Source organism: Micromonospora inyonensis, from assembly GCF_900091415.1.
GTDB lineage: Bacteria > Actinomycetota > Actinomycetes > Mycobacteriales > Micromonosporaceae > Micromonospora > Micromonospora inyonensis.
Genome location: NZ_FMHU01000004.1, coordinates 1 through 18,380, shown reverse-complemented (window position 1 = coordinate 18,380; position 18,380 = coordinate 1). Strand labels below are relative to the sequence as shown.

The window sequence follows — 18,380 nt, the reverse complement described above, 5'->3', positions numbered from 1 at the left end:
TGGCTGGTCCGCCGTATCACCGACCTGGAACGGCAGGTCCGTGAACTGCTCGCCGGCCGCCGGCTGGCGTCGGCGAGCATCGGTGCCGGCGGCATCACCGTCAAGGCGAGAGAGGTCATCGTCGAGGCACCCGACGGCAGCATCATCGTCCGCCTCGGCCGAGTCCCGTTCGACCGACACGAAACCGGGCCTGGTCGCCTACCGGTCCAGCGCTGAGGGCAGCGGCGTGGCCATGAGCCTCTTCGACGGCATCTGGGCCGTGTGGGACCGGCAGGGGCACATCGTCCTGTCCACCGACGAGGTCTCTGGGCAGGGCATCGCCCGTCCCTGGCTACCCGTCACCTGGGCCGGATCCGACTACACCAGTGGCCTGGCACTACGGAATCCTCGTTCAGCCCGCTGGTGGAGACCGCCGTGCCCCGCCAACAGCCGCGCCTGTTCGTACGGCTGCGCCACACACCGACGCGTCCGGCACCACCGGCGAGGTACGGCTGATGTGCGACGGCACCAGCTTGGCCCCACCATCGCCGTCGGCTTCTCCGTGGGATTCACCGACATCGGACCGCTGCCGCTGCCAGCCGGCGACTTCGGCGAGATCCTCGGTATGAGCGTCGCCGGACGGCGCACCGCTGGCACGGGCCGCCGTCCGGGCGATGGTCACCGCGTCGTGGACCCAGCAGTCCTAAGCCGGCGGTGACGGGCAGCGGGGTTAATCCCGATCTCCTGCGGCAGGCACTGCATCGGCGGAGGCGGCGCCGTGGTCATCCGCGGCGGCGTCTCCGGGGCATCCGCGTCGGCTCTTCCGTCGCCGCCGGCGGCGTGGTCGGCGGCGCGGTGGTCGGCTCGACCTCCGTCACGGTGCTCTTCCCGCTCTTCGTCACGGCCGCCGTCGACGACGTCGCCGACGGCGCGGGAGCCGTGGTGGCCACCGGCCCGGTCGCCGCGTCGGGCTCCGCACCTCCGTGGTCGGCGCGACGTCGCCCTCATCCGACACGGTCCGCACCTGCTGAGCCGGCCGGTCGCCGCTCACCAACGACACCGCCGTCACCCACCGATGACCCCGGCGGCCGCGAGCGCGACGAACCCGACAGCCAACTGCTTTCTCAGTCCATTCACGACGTTCAGTGTGCCCTACCCGAGCACGCCGACCGACCCGGCCCATCGACCCCTGACCAATACCCGACACCCACGCGACGGAGGAGAACCATGCCCGAGCCGACCAGCCACGCATCGTCATCACCCCCGGCATCGACGAGGACCCGGACGAGATCAGCGGGGACGCCGTCGACGAGCGCGACGTCCTCGGCGAGTACGCCCCCCGCCGACCCGGCCGCACACCAGTACGGCAACGCCTGATGGCCCCGGCGTGGGCGCTGGTGGCGTGGATCATCCAGCTGCGGCGAGAGCTGGAGGAAATCGCGCCACGCCGAGACAAAACCAGCGACGGCACGATCGGCGACCAGGCACACCAGGACTCGAAGTCGGGGCACAACCCCGACGAGTCGGGCCGCTCGGAGCGCACGGACGCCGACAGCAAGAACGAGGTCAGAGCGTTCGACATCGACGCCGACCTCAACGTGCCCGGCCTAACGATGCAGATGCTCGTCGCGCACCTGGTCGGCCGGTGCCGAGCCGGCCTGGAACGCCGGCTGATCTACATCATCTACCGCGGCGTGATCTGGGCGGCGTCCTCCGGGTGGGAGGCCCGGACCTACGCCGGCAGCAACCCGCACAACGAGCACGCGCACCTGTCCGGACACCCGGACGGAGACGAAGACGGCCGCCCCTTCGGGCTTGCAGCACTCATGGAAGGAACGGCAATGACCCCCAGCAATTCGTCAAGATCCTCCAGGACCCCACGGTGTCGAAGTTGATGCGCGCCCTGCCTGGCAGTACACCGGCGGCGGCATCCCCGCTGGCCTGAGCACCCTCAACGTGCTCAACACGATCCTGTCCGGCGTGGCCGCCGACGACACCGACAAGGTGGTGGCCGAGATCCGCGCCAGGGCGAGCAGACCCGACGCGAGACGCTCGCCTACCTCCAGCAGATCGCCCCGACCCTCGCCCAGGCGTCGCCACGGAGCTGGGCCCCGAGGTCACCGCCACCGAGATCGGCGAGGCCTCGCCCGCGAGTTCGCCCAGCTGCTCGGCCAGGCCGTCCCGCCGCGAAGTAGGCCCTGTGGACACCGGCGTGCTGATCGCGGTGGTCACATCGGCTGGCGTGGTCGGTGCCGGTGCCACGGGCACCATCGTCGCGCACATCCTCGGCCGGCGGCTCCGCGCGGCGCAGATCAAGCAAACCGAGGCACAGGCCGAGCAGCTCAAGGTGCAGACCGCTCTCGTGAGGCAGGACATCTACCAGCAGCTCACCGATGATTTGCGGAACGAGTTGGCCCGCGTCAAGGCCGACCTAGACACCACCCGCGAATCGCTGCGAATCACCTCCGCCGAGGAAGAGCGGCTCCGCACCCGGGTGCTGGAACTGGAGTCCCGCGTCGCGAGCTGGCCAGCGTGCGGTGCGACCCCGACCCGACACGGAGCCACGCAGGAGCTGCAAGGAAGGTCAAAACCGACTTACCAACAGCCCCACACCTGATCGGAGGACCGATGGAGCCTACCCAAACCCGCCACCCGTGGCGGGCCACCGCCCGGACCGTTCGCCGCCGGCGTCGGCGCTGACCCTGCTGCCCACCGTGGCGGTCACCGCCGGCGTCGACCGTCCCGGCCGTCGCCCAAAGCGTGACCGTCGCGGCCGCCGTCACCCGGGTGCTGGCGGTCCCCGGCGTCGATGCCTGGCTCCGTACGTACGTGCCGTGGCTCGCCGCCGCGCCGGCCCCATCGGCTGGCGACGACCGCACGTACTGACCGGCGTCCGAGCCGTGCCCCCGTCCTCCCACGGAAGGGCGGGGGCACGTCGTCGTGTTCGGACTACTTCGGCCGGCGGCGCGCTTCCACCGGTTCGCGGTCGCACGTGCACACCCGTCGCCTTCGCCAGGTCCCGGCCGAGCGGCGCGCGTCCGTGCTCGGCCACAAACCGGTCGTACGCCTCGGCCAGCCGAGCCGCCGTCCGGGGCGACACCGGCGGACGTCCGTCGCCGCCGGGCGCGTCGTCGAGGCCGGGTAACGGCGGCGCGTCGACCCTCTGCGCACCGGTCCGCGCATCCGGTGCATCCGTCTGCGCACAGTGCTGCGCAGCTTCCACCGGCGCAGGATGCGCAGCGGGCGCAGGGCGGCGCACGTGCGCAGGCTCGTGCGTCGCGTCAACGAGGTCCCACAACCCGCCGCGCGCAGGTCGATCCACCGGCGTGGGTCGCGGTCGGCTGCCGCGATCCGGGCGGCGCCGGCACCGTACCGGTCACGGATGCCGCGCATCCTCTCGCGCACCTCGGCGCACGCCTGGATGTCCGGGTCGTCGAGGCTCACCGGCTCCGGCGTGGGCTCGGCTGGCGCAGCCTGGGCGCGCAAGTCCAGCCCGCGCAGCACGGCCAGGGCGGTGCGCAGCCGGCCGCCAGGCAGTGCGGCGAGGCGCGCGGCCCGCTCGGCGTGGTAGCCGGTCCACGCCTCGCGCGGGTCGCGCACGCTGTGCTCGATCGACCAGCGCTGCGCACGCCAGGTGCGGACAGGGAAGGCGCGCTTCCGCCGTCGGTCGAACGTTGCGCCGGTCTCGTCGCGCAGCTCCTGGCGCAGCAACTGCATGTCGTGTGCCCGGCGGGTGTGCAGGCCCCACAACCAGGGAGACAGCAACGACGCCATACCGCTGCCGACGGCGAACGGCGTTGGCGTCCAGCCCTCGTCGTCGAAATGGCTGTAGTTGACGACCGCCACCACGGCCGCGATGCCGTACGCGCGCCGGCGCATCGCCGCGGCGGTGCTCGGCGAGTCGTTGAGCAACGCGTCGTGCGCATGCCAGTTTACATAAAGCGAGATCGATTCCACGGTGGCGGCGTAGACGACCGCGACCAGCAGCCGCGCCAGCACCGGCCACGCCGCCGGCGTCCTGGTGAACCCATACGCTGCCTGACCACCGATGGCGGCGAGGTTGACCAGCAGCAGCGGCCCGACCGTGCGCACCACGCTGGCGAGCGCACGCCGGCGGGCACGGCGCTGCGCACGGGCCTTCGCCAGTGCCTTGCGCCTGCGCTTCTCGGCGCGGGCCCGATCGCGCTCGGCACGGCGTTCCTCGGCCCGGTCAGCGGCGGCCCGCTCACGCTGGAGCGCGTCGAGCTGGCGGGCCCGGTCGACGTCGGCGCGGACCTCGGCGGAGCGGGCGGCGGCGATCTCCTCGGCGGTCAGCCGGGGGCGGGTCAGCAGCTTCACCGCACGCCTCCGCCGTTCTGCTCGCCGCGGCACGGGCCGCAGTTGTGGAGGGGCTGCCCCTCGTGACCAGGCTTCTGGCACTTCGCCGTGCCGGTGGGGCGGGAGCGCAGCTCCTCGCCGCCCGGGTACGACGGACGCTGAGACTCGGTCCTGGATCGCTTGAACTGCCACCAGGCCAGGCGGCCGTGCTCATCGCGAGGTGCGGACCCGGACCCCTTCCCTTCAAACTCTCTTCACCACTTCGGGTGACAGCCAGGGTGGCACCTCGGCGGCCGAATCTGACACCTCGGCGCGCTGGTTTGTCACCCCCGGGCCCGTGGTCGTCACCCTCGGACGGCGGCGACGACGAGCCGGTACGTGCGGGTGGCGCGGCCGGCGACGTGGCGCCAGACGATCCGGCCGAGGTTGATGAGTCGGGCGATGGACCGTTGGACGGTGCGCTCGGAGCAGTCGGCGTACTCGGCGATCGTGGCGACCGACGGCCAGGCGTCGCCGGCCTTGTTCATGTGGGCGGCGATGGCGACCAGGACGCCGCGATCGGTCTTGCTGAGGCCCTTGCTGGCGAGCAGGGCCGCCTTGACGTGCTGGCTCACCGGGCACCCCCGGCGGTCAGCGCGGTGGCGACGGTCGGACGACCGAGGGCGGCGCTGGTCAGCAGGGCAGCCCGGAGCCCGGAGGCGGGGCCGGCGTAGCTGGCCACCCCACGCCGGGTCGGGGTGGTGTGCGCGCAGGAGCGCGCGTCAGCGATGATGTGCACGGGTCGACTCCTAGACAGTCGATCAAGGGCCCGGCCGGTGTTACCAGCACCGCGTCCGGGCCCGACTTGTTGTCGGGTGGGTGGGTCAGGCGTTACCGCTGCGCCGCAGCTCGCGCTCGATTCGGGCGTTCTCCCGGCGCAGCGCCTCCTCGACGTACGCGGTCATCGAGAACTTCTCACCGCGCAGCTCGGCGAGCTGGCGGCCGAGTTCCTCGGCGCGGTCCCAGGTGGCTCCGAGCCGGATGTTCCGCTTCGGCGTGACTCGGTGGCCGGTCGGCCCCGACGCTTTGGGCGGTTCCTGATCTCCATGCCGAAACTGTACCACAAAAAACGTTCACCACAAGGCTTGCGTCGACACACTCGACCGCCCTATTATTGTGGTACACAAAGCGGCAAGGGTGAGGGGAAACGAGATGAGCAGGGACGAGATCAGCAACCGGATCGTCGAACTGTTGGTGCGCGGCCTCCGCTACCGGGACGCCCACATGCAGGCCCACCGGAGGCCAACACCGCAGCCGCTAACGCTGGCACGCCAGCCCCGCCGCCGAGTAGATCAACGGCCACCGCCCCGCCGAGCTGGCGGGGGCGGTGCGGTGTCCGGGCCCGGACTGCCGGTGCCTGCCGACCGAGCCGCCCCACCGCCCCGCAGGTGTGGCCGGCGGCTGGAGGGTGACCGCGCCGACCTGGCCAGCGTGCCGGCCCCGCTTCCTCGAGGCAACCCGGCCGGGTCCGGTTGTGGATAACTTCCGACTGTGGACAAGGCCCCACCGTCCGCCGCGCTGTGCTACCTGCCGGCGTAGACGTCCTCAAGGACCTCGCGAATCCGCGGAGCGAACTGCGCCGGCCGCACATGGTCGGCCGGCAGTTGCCCCACCGCCCTGATGACTGCGGACTCGACCTGCTCGCCGCTGTAGCCGTCCGGCAGCCGCAGGAACCACCGGTACCCGGTCGGCCGATCCGGGATACCGGCGTCACGCAGGTAGTCGTTGACCCCGTCGTCGATAACTGCTGGTCCTCAGGGGACCGAGGCCGGACCGTCCGAGTGTCCCGGCCGGGCCGGTGCACTCCTCGATGGTCATGTGGGGAGACGGTCCGGGGACCGCACGAGCCGTCCTGCGCCACTCAACCACCCGATGAGGGCCCCCAGCCCGTTGTCGGTCAGCTCGTGGTAGCTGCCACCGGCGGGCGGGTCCGGCCAGGTGGGGACCTCGTCCCACCCGCTCATCGGGGTACCCGGCTGGCTGTTCACGCTGCCTCCCACGAGACGATGGGCCGGCGTCGACCGCGCCGACCCCGACCCATCATCCCAGCCCAGCCCGCCGATTAGGGGAAGTAACAGGGATTGGCGAGGTTGCTCGGGCACGTCCATTTCATCGTCCGCAGCGGCGCGGCGATGTAGAACGGGTACCCGGTGGGGATGAAGTTCGCGGTGACCTCAGCGAAGTAGGGGTTCGCGTTGTTCAGCTTGTTGCCAAGCACCGTGCCGGAGTTCCAGCGCCAGGTGCCGGCGCTGATGAGTGGCCCCCCGGCGTAGTGGTCACCGCAGTTGTTGTCCGGCAAGTTGTTCCGGTCCTCCCGGCACCGCACGTACACGTCGTTGAAGTCGAGGCTCGGCCCCGAATCCCAGATCAACGCGAGCCCGTGGTTGGCGTACCGGCCGTTCATGTTGGTGCGAATCACCAGGTCGTAGGTGCCGATCACGCCGGACTGGTTCCCGTACGCCGCGTTGCCCTTCGTCTCGGACGCACCCGAGTTGATCCAGCGACGGCAGATGCTCCCCGTCTCGCACCAGGTGTCCCAGTCGTCGGTCACGCCCTCGCCCGCCGTGGCGGCCGGCTCCGACGAGACGATCGGCTGTTCGATCGGCGTGTAGACGGGCGGTTGCGGCTCGCCCTGGTCATTCACGTCGACCTCCACCAGCATCTCGCTGGTGCAGGTCCAGATGTCCGCGCCTCGGCTCAACGCGAGACTGACACAAGCCTCGGGCTGCGGTTCGGTTGCCGGGGCCAGGCCGGCACTGGCGGGTGTAGGGGCGTGCAGGATGGCGATGGTCAGGGCGGCCAGTGCCGCTCCGATGGATCTGATGGCGCTCAAGTTGTCCTCCGTGACGGTGTGAACCGGGCTTGCTGCGCTGTGCCGGGTGGTGATCGCGGGTGAGCGGTACCGGACTCGGGGGGCCGCGGCACCGGTGGTCGCGGATGGCCGGCGTCATCGCGGCGCCCTCGACGAGTCAACCCGAGCCAGGTGGCGGCGCACCTTGCAGTCGGGCACCCGGCACACTCGGCACCGGCCGTCCCGGCCGGGCTGGTGGTACCGCACGGACAGCAGCAACCGGTTGCGGATCTGCGCCAGGGACAGGAACGGTGCGGTCATCACGCGACTCCCAGAGTGGTGGCCAGCCGGGTCACGGTCGGCGGGACGTCGGGGCAGCGCACCACCCTGGCCAGCACGTCCCGCGCGGCCGGCCGGTCCATCTCGGCCGGGGCGAGCCGGCCGGCGTCGACCAGGGCGCGACCAGCGGCGGCCGGATCGTCGGCTTGGAGGTAGGCGCGGGCGGCGTCGACGAGATGCCCGGCCCGGTGCTCGACTGGCAGGCACTGCCAGCCGTACTGCGTGGTCGCCTTCTCGTGCCAGGCGACCGCGTCACGTTCGCCCAGCTCGATCGCCGCCGTGACCCGGGCCAGGTCGACAGCCGTCGGCCCGAACGCGGTCCGGTGGTGGTCGTGGCCGTCGCCCACCCGGGCGGCCATGTCGGCGGCCTCGTCGATCAGCTCGACGGTGGTGCAGTCGTCCCCGTCGCGGGCGGCGGCCAGGGCGGCCTGTACCAGCAGCGTGCCGCAGAGGGACAGCTCGGGTGGAGTGCCGTACTCGATCACGGGCGGGGCGATCCGGTACGCGGCGGCCAGCACCGCCGACATCGCCGCCCGCCCCCGGCCGGCCGCGCGCAGGGCGTGGCCGAGCTGCACGGCCGCGGTGGCCACCAGCACCGGGTCGCCTGTGGCCACCGCCATGGCCCGGTCGGCGGCGAGCCACGCAAGGTCCGCCTCGCCGAGCTTTACCAGCAGGGAGGCGGTGATCCGGTACGCCTCCACCAGCGGCGCCCGGCCCGACACCGGACCGTGGGCGTGGGTGCGCTGCGCGGTGCCCAGCAGGTCCGGAAGCAGCGCGATCAGCTGGGGATACCGGGCACGCTGGTAGGTGATCCAGGCGTGCTCGACCCGGCCGGCCAGCTCGCCGGCGGGCACCACGGCGAGCGGCGCGCCCGGTCGGGCCAGCGCGACCTCGTACGTCGACAGCGCGGCCCGGATCCGGTCGACGGCGTCGACCCGCTCAGTGGCGCTGTCCGGCTGGGCGTCCCGGCCGAGCAGCACCGCGGTGTCGATGCGCAGGACGGCGGCGATGTCCTGGATGGTGGAGACCTTGTCGAGCGAGCGGACACCCCGCTCCACCTTATCGACCCAGCTCTTCGACTTGCCGAGCCTGTCGGCGAACACCTGCTGGGACATCTTGCGCCGCATGCGCCACTGGGCGACGCGCCGGCCGATGGGCAGTTCGTCAACGTCCACGGCGCCACCGCCGGTCGGGTACGGCCCGGGTCACGTCGTCAACGGGCACCCGGTCATCTTCGGCGAGTGCGAGGATCCGTTGCTTCGCCGCCTCACGTTCCGCCTGGTCGATCTGCTCGCCCCGGTTCGGTGCCGGGTTCTGCTGTGCGCCGTCCACCTGCGCCCCTCTGTGAGGGGGCGCGGCGGCGGGTGCTCTTGGAAGGACCGACCACCGCCGCGCCCGGCTGGCGGGCGCGACCGCGGCCATTACCACCGAAGCTGACGGAGATCGCCTGATCACGCCCTGTCACGGACGCTATCGGCGGTCAGGTGTAGTGGAGTGGGACAGGGCGTCCTAGTTGGACAGCAACCGGCCAGTCAGGCAGGTACCGGACGTCCTACCTAGGCACGCCCATGCGGTCGGCGAGGGCCGCCAGCCCGGGGAGCCGCTGCCGGTGCCGGCGCGGGAGCAGCTCGGCCACGATCGTGTGAGCGAGTGTCTGATGGAGCAGCAGCTCCGGCGTGAGTGCTTCGACCCGCCGGAGAGTGTCCACCGCGTCCTGGGATCGCCAGTCCATCGTCTGCGCCCACGCCACGTTGAGCAGGTACCGGGCGTGCATCGCGGTCGGAGCCGCCTCCGGGTGCTCCACCTGGTCGGCTAGCCGAATAGCGCGGCGCGGCTGGCCGCCCGAGACCGCCACGTCCACCGCCTTCATCCGAGCCACCGTCGGCCCGAACGCCCGGCCGACGTACCGCGTGGCCTGGTCGTGGCCCATCCGGGACGCCGCTGCGCCGACGAGGCCGAGTAGCTCGGTCGCCTCAGCCTGCCGCCCGGATCGGGCCACCGCTGTGGTGCCGTACCGGAGCAGCTCGCCCCACAGTGCAACCTGGTCGACGGATGACCGGGACAGCGTCGGCTCCACGGAGGCCGCAGCCGTAATCGCCACGTGTTCCGCCTCGGACCAGAGGCCCTGTCGGGACAGCACCCAGGACCGGGTGGCCTGTTGTGCGGCGTGGAGCAGGTGGTCCCCGCTGGCCTCGGCCGCGCGTCCGGCCTCAGTCAGCGCCAGATGGGCCAGGTCTTCATGCGCGAGGTGGGCGAGCAGGCTCCCAGTGAGCTGGAGGGCGCTGGCGAGCAGCGCGTGGTCGGCGGGCCGGCCGTCACGGGTGAGCGCGCGGGCCTGGTCGACACGGTCTGGCAGCTGTCGGGCGAGGTGCGCGTACCGCCCTGACCAGTACGCCGACCAGAGGTCGTCGATGGCGGCGGTCTGGGCTGCCCGGGTGGGCGGGTCCTGGTGGTCCGGGCGTAGACCGAGCACCGCCCGGCGGATCGCGCCGATCTCCCCGTCCTCCGCGCCGGCGGCCAGGCCGCGCGGCTTGCCGAGCAGCTCGGCGGGCGTGACGTCGAGCGCGTGAGCAAGCGCGGCCACGGACTCCAAGCGGGCGCTTTTCCTCTGGCCCTGCTCTAGCTTCGAGACCAGGTCGACGCTGACGCCGGCGGCGGCGGCCAGCTCGCGTTGCGACATGCCGCGTCTACCCCGGATCTTGGCGATCTGGCGGCCGAGACTGTCCATGGGGTTCCTCCCAGGTAGAGGGCTGGGCGGCGGCCCGCCGGCCTCTACCCCGGCGGGCCGCCACTTCGGACGGTACGTCGGAAAATCCGCTTGAGTGCAACGTCTTGGTGACCGTTTCGACCTGGTGGGCCGGGATCTCTTGCGCGATGCGTGAAATCAGTCAGCGGAGCGCGCTGCGAAGGGATTGCCAGTGATGTATCAGATTGATCACCGAGCGTGCGTCACTCCCGATCGTTGCGGCTTCGGTCCCGCAGCGGGTTTTCACGCTCTGTGTGTTCCATAGCGTGAAGATCGTGCATCGTCAACTAGTTGCGCGCTGGTCGAGGTGATGGCCCCCGCCAGTGGGGACGTGGCGGATCGGTACGGGTGTTTCAATGACTCACCGCTGTGAGTTGATCACTGTAAGGACTCATCCACCCAGGAGTGCGCCCATGCGTATCCATCCCTCCCCGCGTACCACAGGCATCGGCTGCATTGGAGCCGGCTGTCTGACTGCCGGCGTCACGGCCATCGAGGCAAGCCTCCTGGCCGCGATGGTGGCTGCCGCCCTCCTGCCAGTCGGCATGCTGCTCGTGGCTGTCGTCGATTCGTATGATCGCCGCCTTCGGGCGGTGCTGGACGAAGTGCGGCATCATCTCGGTGTGATCGACATGATGGCGGCGGACATTGAGGCAGACGAGGAGCGCCACGCCCTGGAGGTGAGGCAGGCATACCAGCGCGGAAGGGCCGAAGCCACTAGTCGGGCGCTGGTGGAGCAGGAGCGGGCGGTCCGTGAGGCCGAGGCGCGCGGCTACGTCGCCGGCGTCCGCAAGCGGTTGGCCGAGGTGTCCCGGATCCCTCGACGCTCGCGCCCGGGGCACCAGCGCGGCTGACTTCCCCTACCTGTCCCCTAAAGATCGTCAGGCCCGGTCCAAAGACCGGGCCTGACCTGCTTCAACGCTTACCAATCTCCAGCGGAGGATACGAGATTCGAACTCGTGAGGGTGTGAACCCAACACGCTTTCCAAGCGTGCGCCCTAGGCCTCTAGGCGAATCCTCCGTCGAACAGGATACAGGTCCCGTCCGGCTCGTTCACCCCACCACCCCCTGAAGATCGTCCGGGGGTCGGGTACGCTTGGTGCACCCCCCGTGCGGCGTGCATCTCGTGAACCTCCCCAGGGCCGGAAGGCAGCAAGGATAAGCGGGCTCTGACGGGTGCACGGGGGGCCTTTCTGTCTCCGGTGCCCGATAGCGTCTCCCTCCGATCGGCGTCCGGCCGGCGGGGTGGGTGGTCACCCGTGGCAGGCCGGCGCAGAATGGCTCGGTCGAGAGGAGGCGGGACGGGTGGCACTGGCGCTCTACCGCAAGTACCGGCCGCGCACGTTCGCGGAGGTCATCGGGCAGGAGCACGTGACCGAGCCGCTGTCGCAGGCGCTGCGCAGCGGTCGACTCAACCACGCGTACCTCTTCTCCGGCCCCCGGGGCTGCGGCAAGACCTCCAGCGCGCGGATCCTGGCCCGCTCGCTCAACTGCGAGCAGGGCCCCACCCCGGAGCCGTGCGGTCAGTGCGGCTCCTGCCGGTCGCTGACCAGCGACGGCGCCGGCTCGATCGACGTCATCGAGATCGACGCGGCCAGCCACGGCGGCGTGGACGACGCCCGCGAACTGCGCGAGAAGGCGTTCTTCGCCCCGGCCAACAGCCGCTTCAAGATCTACGTAATCGACGAGGCGCACATGGTCTCGTCGGCCGGCTTCAACGCCCTGCTCAAGCTGGTCGAGGAGCCCCCGGAGTACGTCAAGTTCATCTTCGCGACCACCGAGCCGGAGAAGGTCCTCGGCACGATCAAGTCGCGGACCCACCACTACCCGTTCCGGCTGATCCCGCCGAAGACGCTCCGGCCGTACCTGGAGCAGTTGTGCGAGTCGGAGGGGGTCACGGTCGACCCGGCGGTCTTCCCGCTGGTGGTGCGGGCCGGCGGTGGCAGCGCCCGGGACAGCCTCTCCGTGCTCGACCAGCTCATCGCCGGGGCGGGACCGGAGGGGGTCAGCTACGCCCGGGCCGCCGCCCTGCTCGGCGTCACCGACGCCGCGCTGATCGACGAGATGTGCGACGCCCTGGCGGCCGGGGACGGCGCGGCGGCGTACGCCACCGTCGACCGGGTGGCCGAGGCCGGGCACGACCCCCGTCGGTTCGCCTCGGACCTGCTCGAACGCCTCCGCGACCTGATCGTGCTCCAGCAGGTGCCGGACGCCGCCGACAAGGGCCTGATCGACGGCCCGGCCGACCAGATCGAGCGGATGACCGCCCAGGCCCAACGGCTCGGCCCGGCGACGCTGTCCCGATGTGCCGACATCGTGCACAACGGTCTGGTCGAGATGCGCGGCGCCACCGCCCCCCGGCTGCTGCTGGAGCTGATCTGCGCCCGGATGCTCCTGCCCGGTGTCGACGACTCCGCCGGTGGCCTGCTGCAACGCCTGGAGCGGATGGAACGCCGGCTCACCCTGGGTGTCCCCGCCTCCGGTCCGGCCGTCGACGTCGCGCCGGCCCACCCCGGGCCCACCGCGCCGGCCCGCCCGGAAGCCGCACCCGCCCCGGTGGCTCCGGTGACCGACCGGGGCGCACCTGCGCCGTCGCGGGGCACTGCTGCGGAACGCGTTCCGGCGGCTGGCGTCGACCGGGTGCCGACCACCGCCGCCCCTGAGCCGGCCGCGCCGCACCGGACGGTGCCACCGGAGGCGGTGATGCCGGATCCGGCCACCCCCGCCCCGCCTCGCCCCGACGCCCCGCCCTCCGGGACGGTCGACGCGGTCTCGGTCCGCCGGGTCTGGGGCGACGTCGTCGGCAAGGTCAACCGGAGCCACAAGAAGATCGCCGCGCTGATGCGCGACGCGGTCGTCCGTGACCTGGACGGTGACGCCCACCGCGACCCGGGCGGCTGGTGGTGGCCAGCCGGCTGGCGACCGGCCACCCCCGTTGACGCCCCGACCCTGCGCCTCGACCCGGCGGCCGTCGCGCGCACCAGAGGGGAGAACCGGTGAACGCCGTGGTGGAGATCCGCTCGACGGTGCCGGTCGCGCGGGCCCGCGCCGACCGGATCCGGCAGGGCTTGCAGGACTGGCTGGAGACGGTCCAGGAAATCGCGCTCGCGTGGGAGCGCGGCGATTGGGAGGTCCTCGGCTACGCGTCGTGGGAGGCGTACGTCGACGAGGAGATCGGCGCGCGGCTGAGGCTGACCGAGGTCCACCGCCGCCAGGCCGTCACCGCGCTGCGGCTGGTCGGCATGTCCACCCGCGCGATCGGCACCGCCCTCGGGATCAGCCACTCCACCGCCGCCCGGGACGTCGCGTCTGTCTCAGCTGAGACAGACGCGCTCCCCGCTACGGTCATGTCGCTGGACGGCCGCCAGCGGCCAGCAACCCGCCCGACCCCGGCCGTCGAGCCCGACCGCTGGTCGTGGCAGTGCTTTGGCTGCGGAAAGTGGTTCGAGGGCACGAAGAACACCTGCCCGCGCTGTGGTGGTTCCGGCACCAACCGGCGGCCCATCGCAGAGCCAGCCGACGAGTGCGACACCCACCCCAACGTCGACGACCAGGACGAGCTGGCCGGCCTCGGCGAGCAGTACGAGACCGACCCGGCGGCGCGCATCGCGGCGGTCGCCGAGGTTGCGCCGGAGTTCGTGCGTCGTGTCGACGCGGTCCTCCCGGCGGGCCCGGCCGACGACGACGAGGTGTGGATCGCGATCGCGCGCCGGGGAATTGAGGCGCACGACCCGCCGCCCGGTGCCGAGTTCACCGTGTGCCGCAGGTCGACGCGTAACGGTCTGATCGTGACCGCCCGGCAGGCCCGGGAGCGGCACGACGCGAAGTGGTGCCCCCGGTGCTGGCCCGCCGCGCCCGTGGCCGCCGTCGACGTCCCCGCCGCCCCTGCACTGCCTTCCCCGCCGGTGCCCGCCGTCGTCGTCGACGTCGTCGACGAGCCCCGCGTGTCCGCTCCGTCGCCGACTTCCCCCGGCGACGGGGCGGACGCCCCCACCGTCGACCGTCCGCAGCTGACGCTGACGCAGATCGCCCGCCTCCGGGCCGCCCTCCGGCACGCCCAGCAGTGGTGCGTCGAGCCGCGCGAGTACGAGCTGCCGTTCGCCCCGCCGCCCGGGGTGGCCCCGCTGGCCCGGGCCGAGCTGGTCGCCGTGCAGTGGCACCGCGACGGCTACCTCAGCGTCCGCTACCTCTCCGACGGCGGCCGCTACGACGTGCACAGCGTGGAGCTCTACGTCGCCGGCGTCGACCAGGCCCTCGACGTGCTGTGCGCGCTCGGCCTGCTGCCGGCGGACCTGTCGACCCTGTACGCCGCCGGCGTCCGGGCCGGGCTCCGCGCCGGCGACGCGCTCGACGGCCAGCTCGTCGAGGACGGGCCACGGTGACGCGATGCAGCCCGGAGTGTGGATCGGCGCGAGCATCCTGCTCGGCCGGCCGGTGCCCGTCGACGAGCGGTACCCGCACATCTGCGGGATCACCCTCACCGGTCGGGCCACCGGCCGCAAGCGGGTCCGGCTACAGCCGCGTGACTGCGCTGCCTGCGCCACCCTGCGCGCCACCCGGGGTGACCCGTCATGACGCGGCAGGACCTGCTCGACGCCCTGCTGACCGAGCGATACGGCCCTCCTCCCTTGCCGCCGGCCGAGCCGCCCCACCCGGTCGAGCAGGCCCTGGCGAAGCGGGCAGCGCTGGAGGACGACGCTGCGCGCCGGATCCGGCGACGCCGGCGGCACCTGGCCCTGCTCGACGCCGGCGATCAGGAAGAGCCGGCGGCGTGACGCACAACCCGAACAGCACGATCGGAGACACCCTCATGCAGACCACCCTCGGCCCCGAACACGTCGAGCTGCTCGTAGCGATCAGGCAGGGCCGCGTGCACAGCGACCCCCGCTACACCCGGCCGGACTTCGAGAAGCTGCCCGACCCGCCGTTCGGCCTGCGCCGCGCCGGCCGGCGGCTCGGTCCGCTCATGGCGGCCCGCCTGGTTCGGCTCGCCGAGGACGCCGACGACCGGGACGGCGTGCGCCTCTACCAGCTGACCGAACGCGGCGAGGAGGTGCTGGCCGAGGCCCTCCGCCAGGAGGCAGCTGCGAACGCGGACGACACCACGGCGGTCATCGGCGCTGGCGTTCCGGCCGGCTCGGCGGGTGCGTGATGCAGCGCGGCTACCGGGGCAGGCCGAAGTGGGAGACCGACGTCGCTGTTCGCGAGGTCCGCACCCCGGAGGAGGCCGTCGAGCGGGCCCGCAAGGGCCGCGCGCTCGTCGACGCCGCCCTCGCCGGGCAGGCCCCGCCCGAGGTCACCGAGAAGCCGGCGGCCCGGGTCGCCGGCTACGAGATGGTGGCCTGCTGCGTCTGCTACACGCCCGTCTGGGGCCTGCCGGGCTCACGGTGCGACACCTGCCCGCCCGACGCTCCACCAGACATGTCGTTCGCCCGCTGACCTGCAAACAGCCCCTACACGCCCGCCCGGCGCGGCCACCGGAACCGGTGGCCGCGCCTCGCCATACCGGGAGAGCCATAGATGTTGATCATTAGTTGTCGTGTCCCGAAAGGACGCCGCTAATGCCTTGGGGGCGCATCGACGACCGGCTGGCCATGTCCGTCAAGGTCCGTGGCCTGGCCGACCCCGGTGCTACCGGGCTGCGGGCGAAGAAGCAGCGCGCCGAGGCGCTCGGCGTGTGGACCCAGCTGCTGTCGTGGGTGTCCGGCGAACGGTCCGACGGGTTCCTCACCGCCGACATCCTCGACCTGTTCGGCTGGGACGAGGCCAACGAGCGGCTCATGCGCGCCCGGTACGGCCGGGCGCCGCTGCTGCACCGCCGCGACGACGGCGAGCGGTGCGAGTGCATGAACGGCCGGACGTGGGTCGACGACTGGGATTACTTGATCCACGACTACCTCGACCGCAACCCGTCCCGGTCGGAGAACGACGTCCACAAGGCCAAGGCCAAGGAGCTGAAGAACTCCGCCCTGAAGGCGGCCGTCCGGGCCCGCGACCGCGACGTGTGCCGCTACTGCGGCAACTTCTGCCCCTTCTCCGACCGGGTCTCCGACGCCGGCCTCACTTACGACCACGTCGACCCCGAGATCGCCGACGGCCTGTCCAACCTCGTAGTGGCCTGCCGCGGCTGCAACCGCCGCAAGTCCAAGCGCACCCCCGAGGCCGCCGGCATGGTGCTGCGTCCCGCGCCCGGCGAGCAGCCACCCGCATCCGGACCAACGTCAGACCTGAGTCCGGACCTAGGTCCGGACTCAGGTCCCGACCCAGGTCCGCACTCAGGTCCCGATCCAGGTCCCCCACCCACCGAAACGCCTGCCACCAGCGGCAACAGCGCACCCGTCTGCCTTCCGACCAGCGCCGTCACCAGCGTCCCGACTCAGGTCGCGTCGTCTCCCGGGACGGGACGGGGCGGGTCGGGCACCGCTCCCTCACTAGGTCCCCCACGCCCCGGACCACCTACCGCCCACCGCATCGGACCCCCGACCACACCCCGAGGCCCCTGCACGGATCCCCGTACCTCCGCACCTCCCGGCCCCTTCCCGAACACCACGCCGGACATCCACCGCAGCCCGACCCCGAGCACCAGGACCGCACGGAGCACCCATGACCAGACGTCCCTCCCCGCCCGCAACCTGCTCCACCTGTGCCTGGTGCACCCGCCCGGACCCGACCGGCGGAAACGTCTGCCAGCCCTGCTATGCCCCCGTCCACCGAGCAGTGCGGGACATGGCACGCGACGCCACCGAGCCGGTCGTCAACATCGCCCGGCAGGCTCGCTACGGCGACCGGGACGGCCCTCGCTCGACCGAGCCGCCTATCCCGGTCGACCTGGACGCCTCGGCCGCCGCGTGGGCCGCCGCGCACGTCGTGGTGACCTGGATGGACCACATCGCCCGCACCCGGGGCGTCCCGCTGCCGACGCGGCAGCCCCGCCCGGTCGGGCCGCTGTGCGCCGGTGCCGGGTGGGCCGCTGCGCCGGGCCGGTGCGGTCACCCGTCGTGCGACGCGATCCGCCACGACCGTCCGGAGCACCCGGTGGCGGCCGCCGCCCGGTTCGTCGCCGCGCACCTCGGCTGGCTGCGCCGGACCCCGGACGCCACCGCCGCCGGCGAAGAGCTGCTCGGCGCGGCGGCCGCCATGGCCCGGCTGATCGAGAACCCGGCCGACCGGTGGTTCGCTGGTGTCTGCGCCGAGCCCCTCGCCGACGACCCGGCGCAGCACTGCACCACCGACCTGTACGCCTGGCCCGGCGTGACGTGGGTCCGCTGCCCCGGCTGCCAGACCACCCACCAGACCGGACCCCGCATCCGCTGGCTGCTCGACGAGGCCCGCGACGTCCGGGGCACGGCCACCCAGCTGGCCCACGCCGCCGTCCGTCTCGGCCGGCACTGCACCGCCGGACAACTGCGTGCACTGGTCCAGCGCGGCCGGCTGCGGGTGGCCACCGTGCCGGTGGTGCCGTTCGGCGCGGAAGGCCCGGCGGCCGCCGACGTCGACGAGTGGCGTCGGCCGCGATACCGGTTCGGTGACGTCCTGGACCTGCTCGACCAGATCGCCGAACAGAAGCGCGTCGACGAGGCCGATCGGGCACGCCGAGCAGCGGAGAGAGCGAAGAGGATCGAGGTCGGAGAGGTCGAGGTCACCCCGGCTTGATCACGCTGTGAGCAGGGCGTACGCTCCACTGCCAGTAGGACCAGTGCGTCCACAGGATGACAGACCAGCAGCCCCGCACCGACCCAGTTGGTGCGGGGCTGCTGCGTACTCCTGGACAGGGCGGCCACCTCCCGGTGGGCGCCTGGTGGGCGAGCCCAAGGGACAGACCATCGCGTCTGCACCGACGAGCCAACCGCCCTGTCCAGGCCAGCCCGCAGCCCATGGGGAGCGTGCACGTGGTCGCCCGGTCAGCAGGCCGCAAGGGCCGACGCCATCGCAGAGCGAAGGTCGACCTGCAGGCAGCCACCACCACGTGCTGGTTGTGTGGCCATGGTGGTGCGTACGAGCTGGACCACGACCCACCTCGCAAGGTGCTGCTGCGTCTGGGCCTGGACCCGGACGACCCTCGCTTCCACAAGGCGGCGCACGGTTCGTCGTGTCGGTGCCCGACGTGTGGCCAGTGCTGCAACCAGGTCAAGGGCGACCGGGCGGCGCGGCGGTCCCGGATGGTGCGCG

General features: G+C 72.3%; 21 protein-coding genes, 1 tRNA gene, 1 other RNA gene and 3 pseudogenes. 15 read left to right on the top strand and 11 right to left on the bottom strand.

Translation table 11 applies throughout. The features are described from left to right. The 4 genes from GA0074694_RS32135 to GA0074694_RS30575 form a co-directional block, all read left to right on the top strand. A partial coding sequence (locus tag GA0074694_RS32135) for a hypothetical protein (RefSeq protein WP_176738218.1) occupies positions 1 to 216 on the top strand: 216 nt, incomplete at its 5' end. Between the two features lie 16 nt (positions 217 to 232). Beyond that, positions 233 to 697 carry a hypothetical protein gene (locus GA0074694_RS31295; RefSeq protein WP_141714329.1) on the top strand — a complete coding sequence of 155 codons (465 nt, stop codon included), beginning with the start codon at positions 233 to 235 and terminating at the stop codon, positions 695 to 697. A 679-nt stretch (positions 698 to 1,376) separates the two neighbouring features. Then, on the top strand, positions 1,377 to 1,874 hold the full coding sequence (locus tag GA0074694_RS30580) for a hypothetical protein (RefSeq protein WP_141714328.1): 498 nt from the start codon (positions 1,377 to 1,379) through the stop codon (positions 1,872 to 1,874). 305 nt (positions 1,875 to 2,179) lie between these two features. After that, the gene (locus GA0074694_RS30575) at positions 2,180 to 2,596 is read left to right on the top strand and encodes a hypothetical protein (protein ID WP_091464516.1); all 417 of its coding nucleotides are present in this window, start codon (positions 2,180 to 2,182) and stop codon (positions 2,594 to 2,596) included. A 332-nt stretch (positions 2,597 to 2,928) separates the two neighbouring features. Here GA0074694_RS30575 and GA0074694_RS30570 read toward each other — a convergent pair whose 3' ends face one another. The 10 genes and pseudogenes from GA0074694_RS30570 to GA0074694_RS30545 all read right to left on the bottom strand — a co-directional run bounded on the left by GA0074694_RS30570 (position 2,929) and on the right by GA0074694_RS30545 (position 10,193). Continuing rightward, positions 2,929 to 4,317 (bottom strand): hypothetical protein, encoded by a 1,389-nt coding sequence (locus GA0074694_RS30570; RefSeq protein WP_091464511.1) that lies wholly within the window; start codon positions 4,315 to 4,317, stop codon positions 2,929 to 2,931. 323 nt (positions 4,318 to 4,640) lie between these two features. Next, entirely contained in the window at positions 4,641 to 4,910 is a 270-nt protein-coding gene (locus GA0074694_RS30565; protein ID WP_176738217.1) for a helix-turn-helix domain-containing protein, read from the bottom strand. Further along, positions 4,907 to 5,074, bottom strand: a complete 168-nt coding sequence (locus tag GA0074694_RS32130; protein WP_176737781.1) for a hypothetical protein — start codon at positions 5,072 to 5,074, stop codon at positions 4,907 to 4,909. The genes GA0074694_RS30565 and GA0074694_RS32130 overlap by 4 nt, the downstream gene beginning before the upstream one ends. Positions 5,075 to 5,159: 85 nt before the next feature. Then, on the bottom strand, positions 5,160 to 5,399 hold the full coding sequence (locus GA0074694_RS30560) for a hypothetical protein (RefSeq protein ID WP_091464503.1): 240 nt from the start codon (positions 5,397 to 5,399) through the stop codon (positions 5,160 to 5,162). Positions 5,400 to 5,858: 459 nt separating this feature from the next. Then, positions 5,859 to 6,299 (bottom strand): annotated as a pseudogene (locus tag GA0074694_RS33510) (DUF5956 family protein). 98 nt (positions 6,300 to 6,397) lie between these two features. Further along, a complete protein-coding gene (locus GA0074694_RS30555) occupies positions 6,398 to 7,168 on the bottom strand; it encodes a hypothetical protein (protein ID WP_091453112.1) in 771 nt (256 codons plus the stop codon). A gap of 114 nt (positions 7,169 to 7,282) precedes the next feature. Continuing rightward, positions 7,283 to 7,447, bottom strand: coding sequence for a hypothetical protein (locus tag GA0074694_RS32120; protein WP_176737722.1), 165 nt, complete (start codon positions 7,445 to 7,447; stop codon positions 7,283 to 7,285). Continuing rightward, positions 7,447 to 8,640 carry a helix-turn-helix domain-containing protein gene (locus GA0074694_RS30550; RefSeq protein ID WP_176737779.1) on the bottom strand — a complete coding sequence of 398 codons (1,194 nt, stop codon included), beginning with the start codon at positions 8,638 to 8,640 and terminating at the stop codon, positions 7,447 to 7,449. Before GA0074694_RS30550 ends, GA0074694_RS32120 begins: the two co-directional genes overlap by 1 nt. Next, positions 8,630 to 8,797: a hypothetical protein gene (locus tag GA0074694_RS32115; protein ID WP_176737778.1), complete on the bottom strand. Its 168-nt coding sequence runs from the start codon at positions 8,795 to 8,797 to the stop codon at positions 8,630 to 8,632. Before GA0074694_RS32115 ends, GA0074694_RS30550 begins: the two co-directional genes overlap by 11 nt. A 220-nt stretch (positions 8,798 to 9,017) precedes the next feature. Then, on the bottom strand, positions 9,018 to 10,193 hold the full coding sequence (locus GA0074694_RS30545) for a helix-turn-helix domain-containing protein (RefSeq protein ID WP_091453108.1): 1,176 nt from the start codon (positions 10,191 to 10,193) through the stop codon (positions 9,018 to 9,020). 431 nt (positions 10,194 to 10,624) lie between these two features. Here GA0074694_RS30545 and GA0074694_RS30540 point away from each other — a divergent pair, with 431 nt between their 5' ends. Further along, positions 10,625 to 11,065, top strand: a complete 441-nt coding sequence (locus GA0074694_RS30540) for a hypothetical protein (RefSeq protein WP_091453105.1) — start codon at positions 10,625 to 10,627, stop codon at positions 11,063 to 11,065. 82 nt (positions 11,066 to 11,147) lie between these two features. Here GA0074694_RS30540 and GA0074694_RS30535 read toward each other — a convergent pair. Then, positions 11,148 to 11,232 (bottom strand) — tRNA-Ser (locus tag GA0074694_RS30535). An 81-nt stretch (positions 11,233 to 11,313) separates the two neighbouring features. Between GA0074694_RS30535 and ffs the strand changes: the two genes are divergently transcribed. The 10 genes and pseudogenes from ffs to GA0074694_RS32490 form a co-directional block, all read left to right on the top strand. Next, an RNA gene (gene ffs, locus GA0074694_RS30530) (signal recognition particle sRNA small type) lies at positions 11,314 to 11,404 on the top strand. A 112-nt stretch (positions 11,405 to 11,516) separates the two neighbouring features. Then, positions 11,517 to 13,088: pseudogene (locus tag GA0074694_RS30525) on the top strand (DNA polymerase III subunit gamma and tau); the annotation flags it as partial. A gap of 119 nt (positions 13,089 to 13,207) precedes the next feature. Beyond that, the gene (locus GA0074694_RS30520; protein ID WP_091453221.1) at positions 13,208 to 14,593 is read left to right on the top strand and encodes a hypothetical protein; all 1,386 of its coding nucleotides are present in this window, start codon (positions 13,208 to 13,210) and stop codon (positions 14,591 to 14,593) included. A gap of 4 nt (positions 14,594 to 14,597) precedes the next feature. Further along, positions 14,598 to 14,786 carry a hypothetical protein gene (locus GA0074694_RS31290; RefSeq protein WP_141713968.1) on the top strand — a complete coding sequence of 63 codons (189 nt, stop codon included), beginning with the start codon at positions 14,598 to 14,600 and terminating at the stop codon, positions 14,784 to 14,786. Beyond that, positions 14,783 to 14,986 (top strand): hypothetical protein, encoded by a 204-nt coding sequence (locus GA0074694_RS30515; protein WP_091453217.1) that lies wholly within the window; start codon positions 14,783 to 14,785, stop codon positions 14,984 to 14,986. The genes GA0074694_RS31290 and GA0074694_RS30515 overlap by 4 nt, the downstream gene beginning before the upstream one ends. After that, positions 14,983 to 15,363, top strand: coding sequence for a hypothetical protein (locus GA0074694_RS30510; protein WP_091453214.1), 381 nt, complete (start codon positions 14,983 to 14,985; stop codon positions 15,361 to 15,363). Before GA0074694_RS30515 ends, GA0074694_RS30510 begins: the two co-directional genes overlap by 4 nt. Continuing rightward, positions 15,363 to 15,650 (top strand): hypothetical protein, encoded by a 288-nt coding sequence (locus GA0074694_RS30505; RefSeq protein WP_091453211.1) that lies wholly within the window; start codon positions 15,363 to 15,365, stop codon positions 15,648 to 15,650. Before GA0074694_RS30510 ends, GA0074694_RS30505 begins: the two co-directional genes overlap by 1 nt. A gap of 122 nt (positions 15,651 to 15,772) precedes the next feature. Further along, a pseudogene (locus GA0074694_RS34450) lies at positions 15,773 to 16,351 on the top strand (HNH endonuclease); the annotation flags it as partial. Between the two features lie 586 nt (positions 16,352 to 16,937). Beyond that, positions 16,938 to 17,864, top strand: coding sequence for a hypothetical protein (locus GA0074694_RS31280; RefSeq protein WP_141713965.1), 927 nt, complete (start codon positions 16,938 to 16,940; stop codon positions 17,862 to 17,864). Between the two features lie 221 nt (positions 17,865 to 18,085). Further along, the coding region (locus tag GA0074694_RS32490) for a hypothetical protein (protein ID WP_091464499.1) at positions 18,086 to 18,380 on the top strand (295 nt) is incomplete at its 3' end.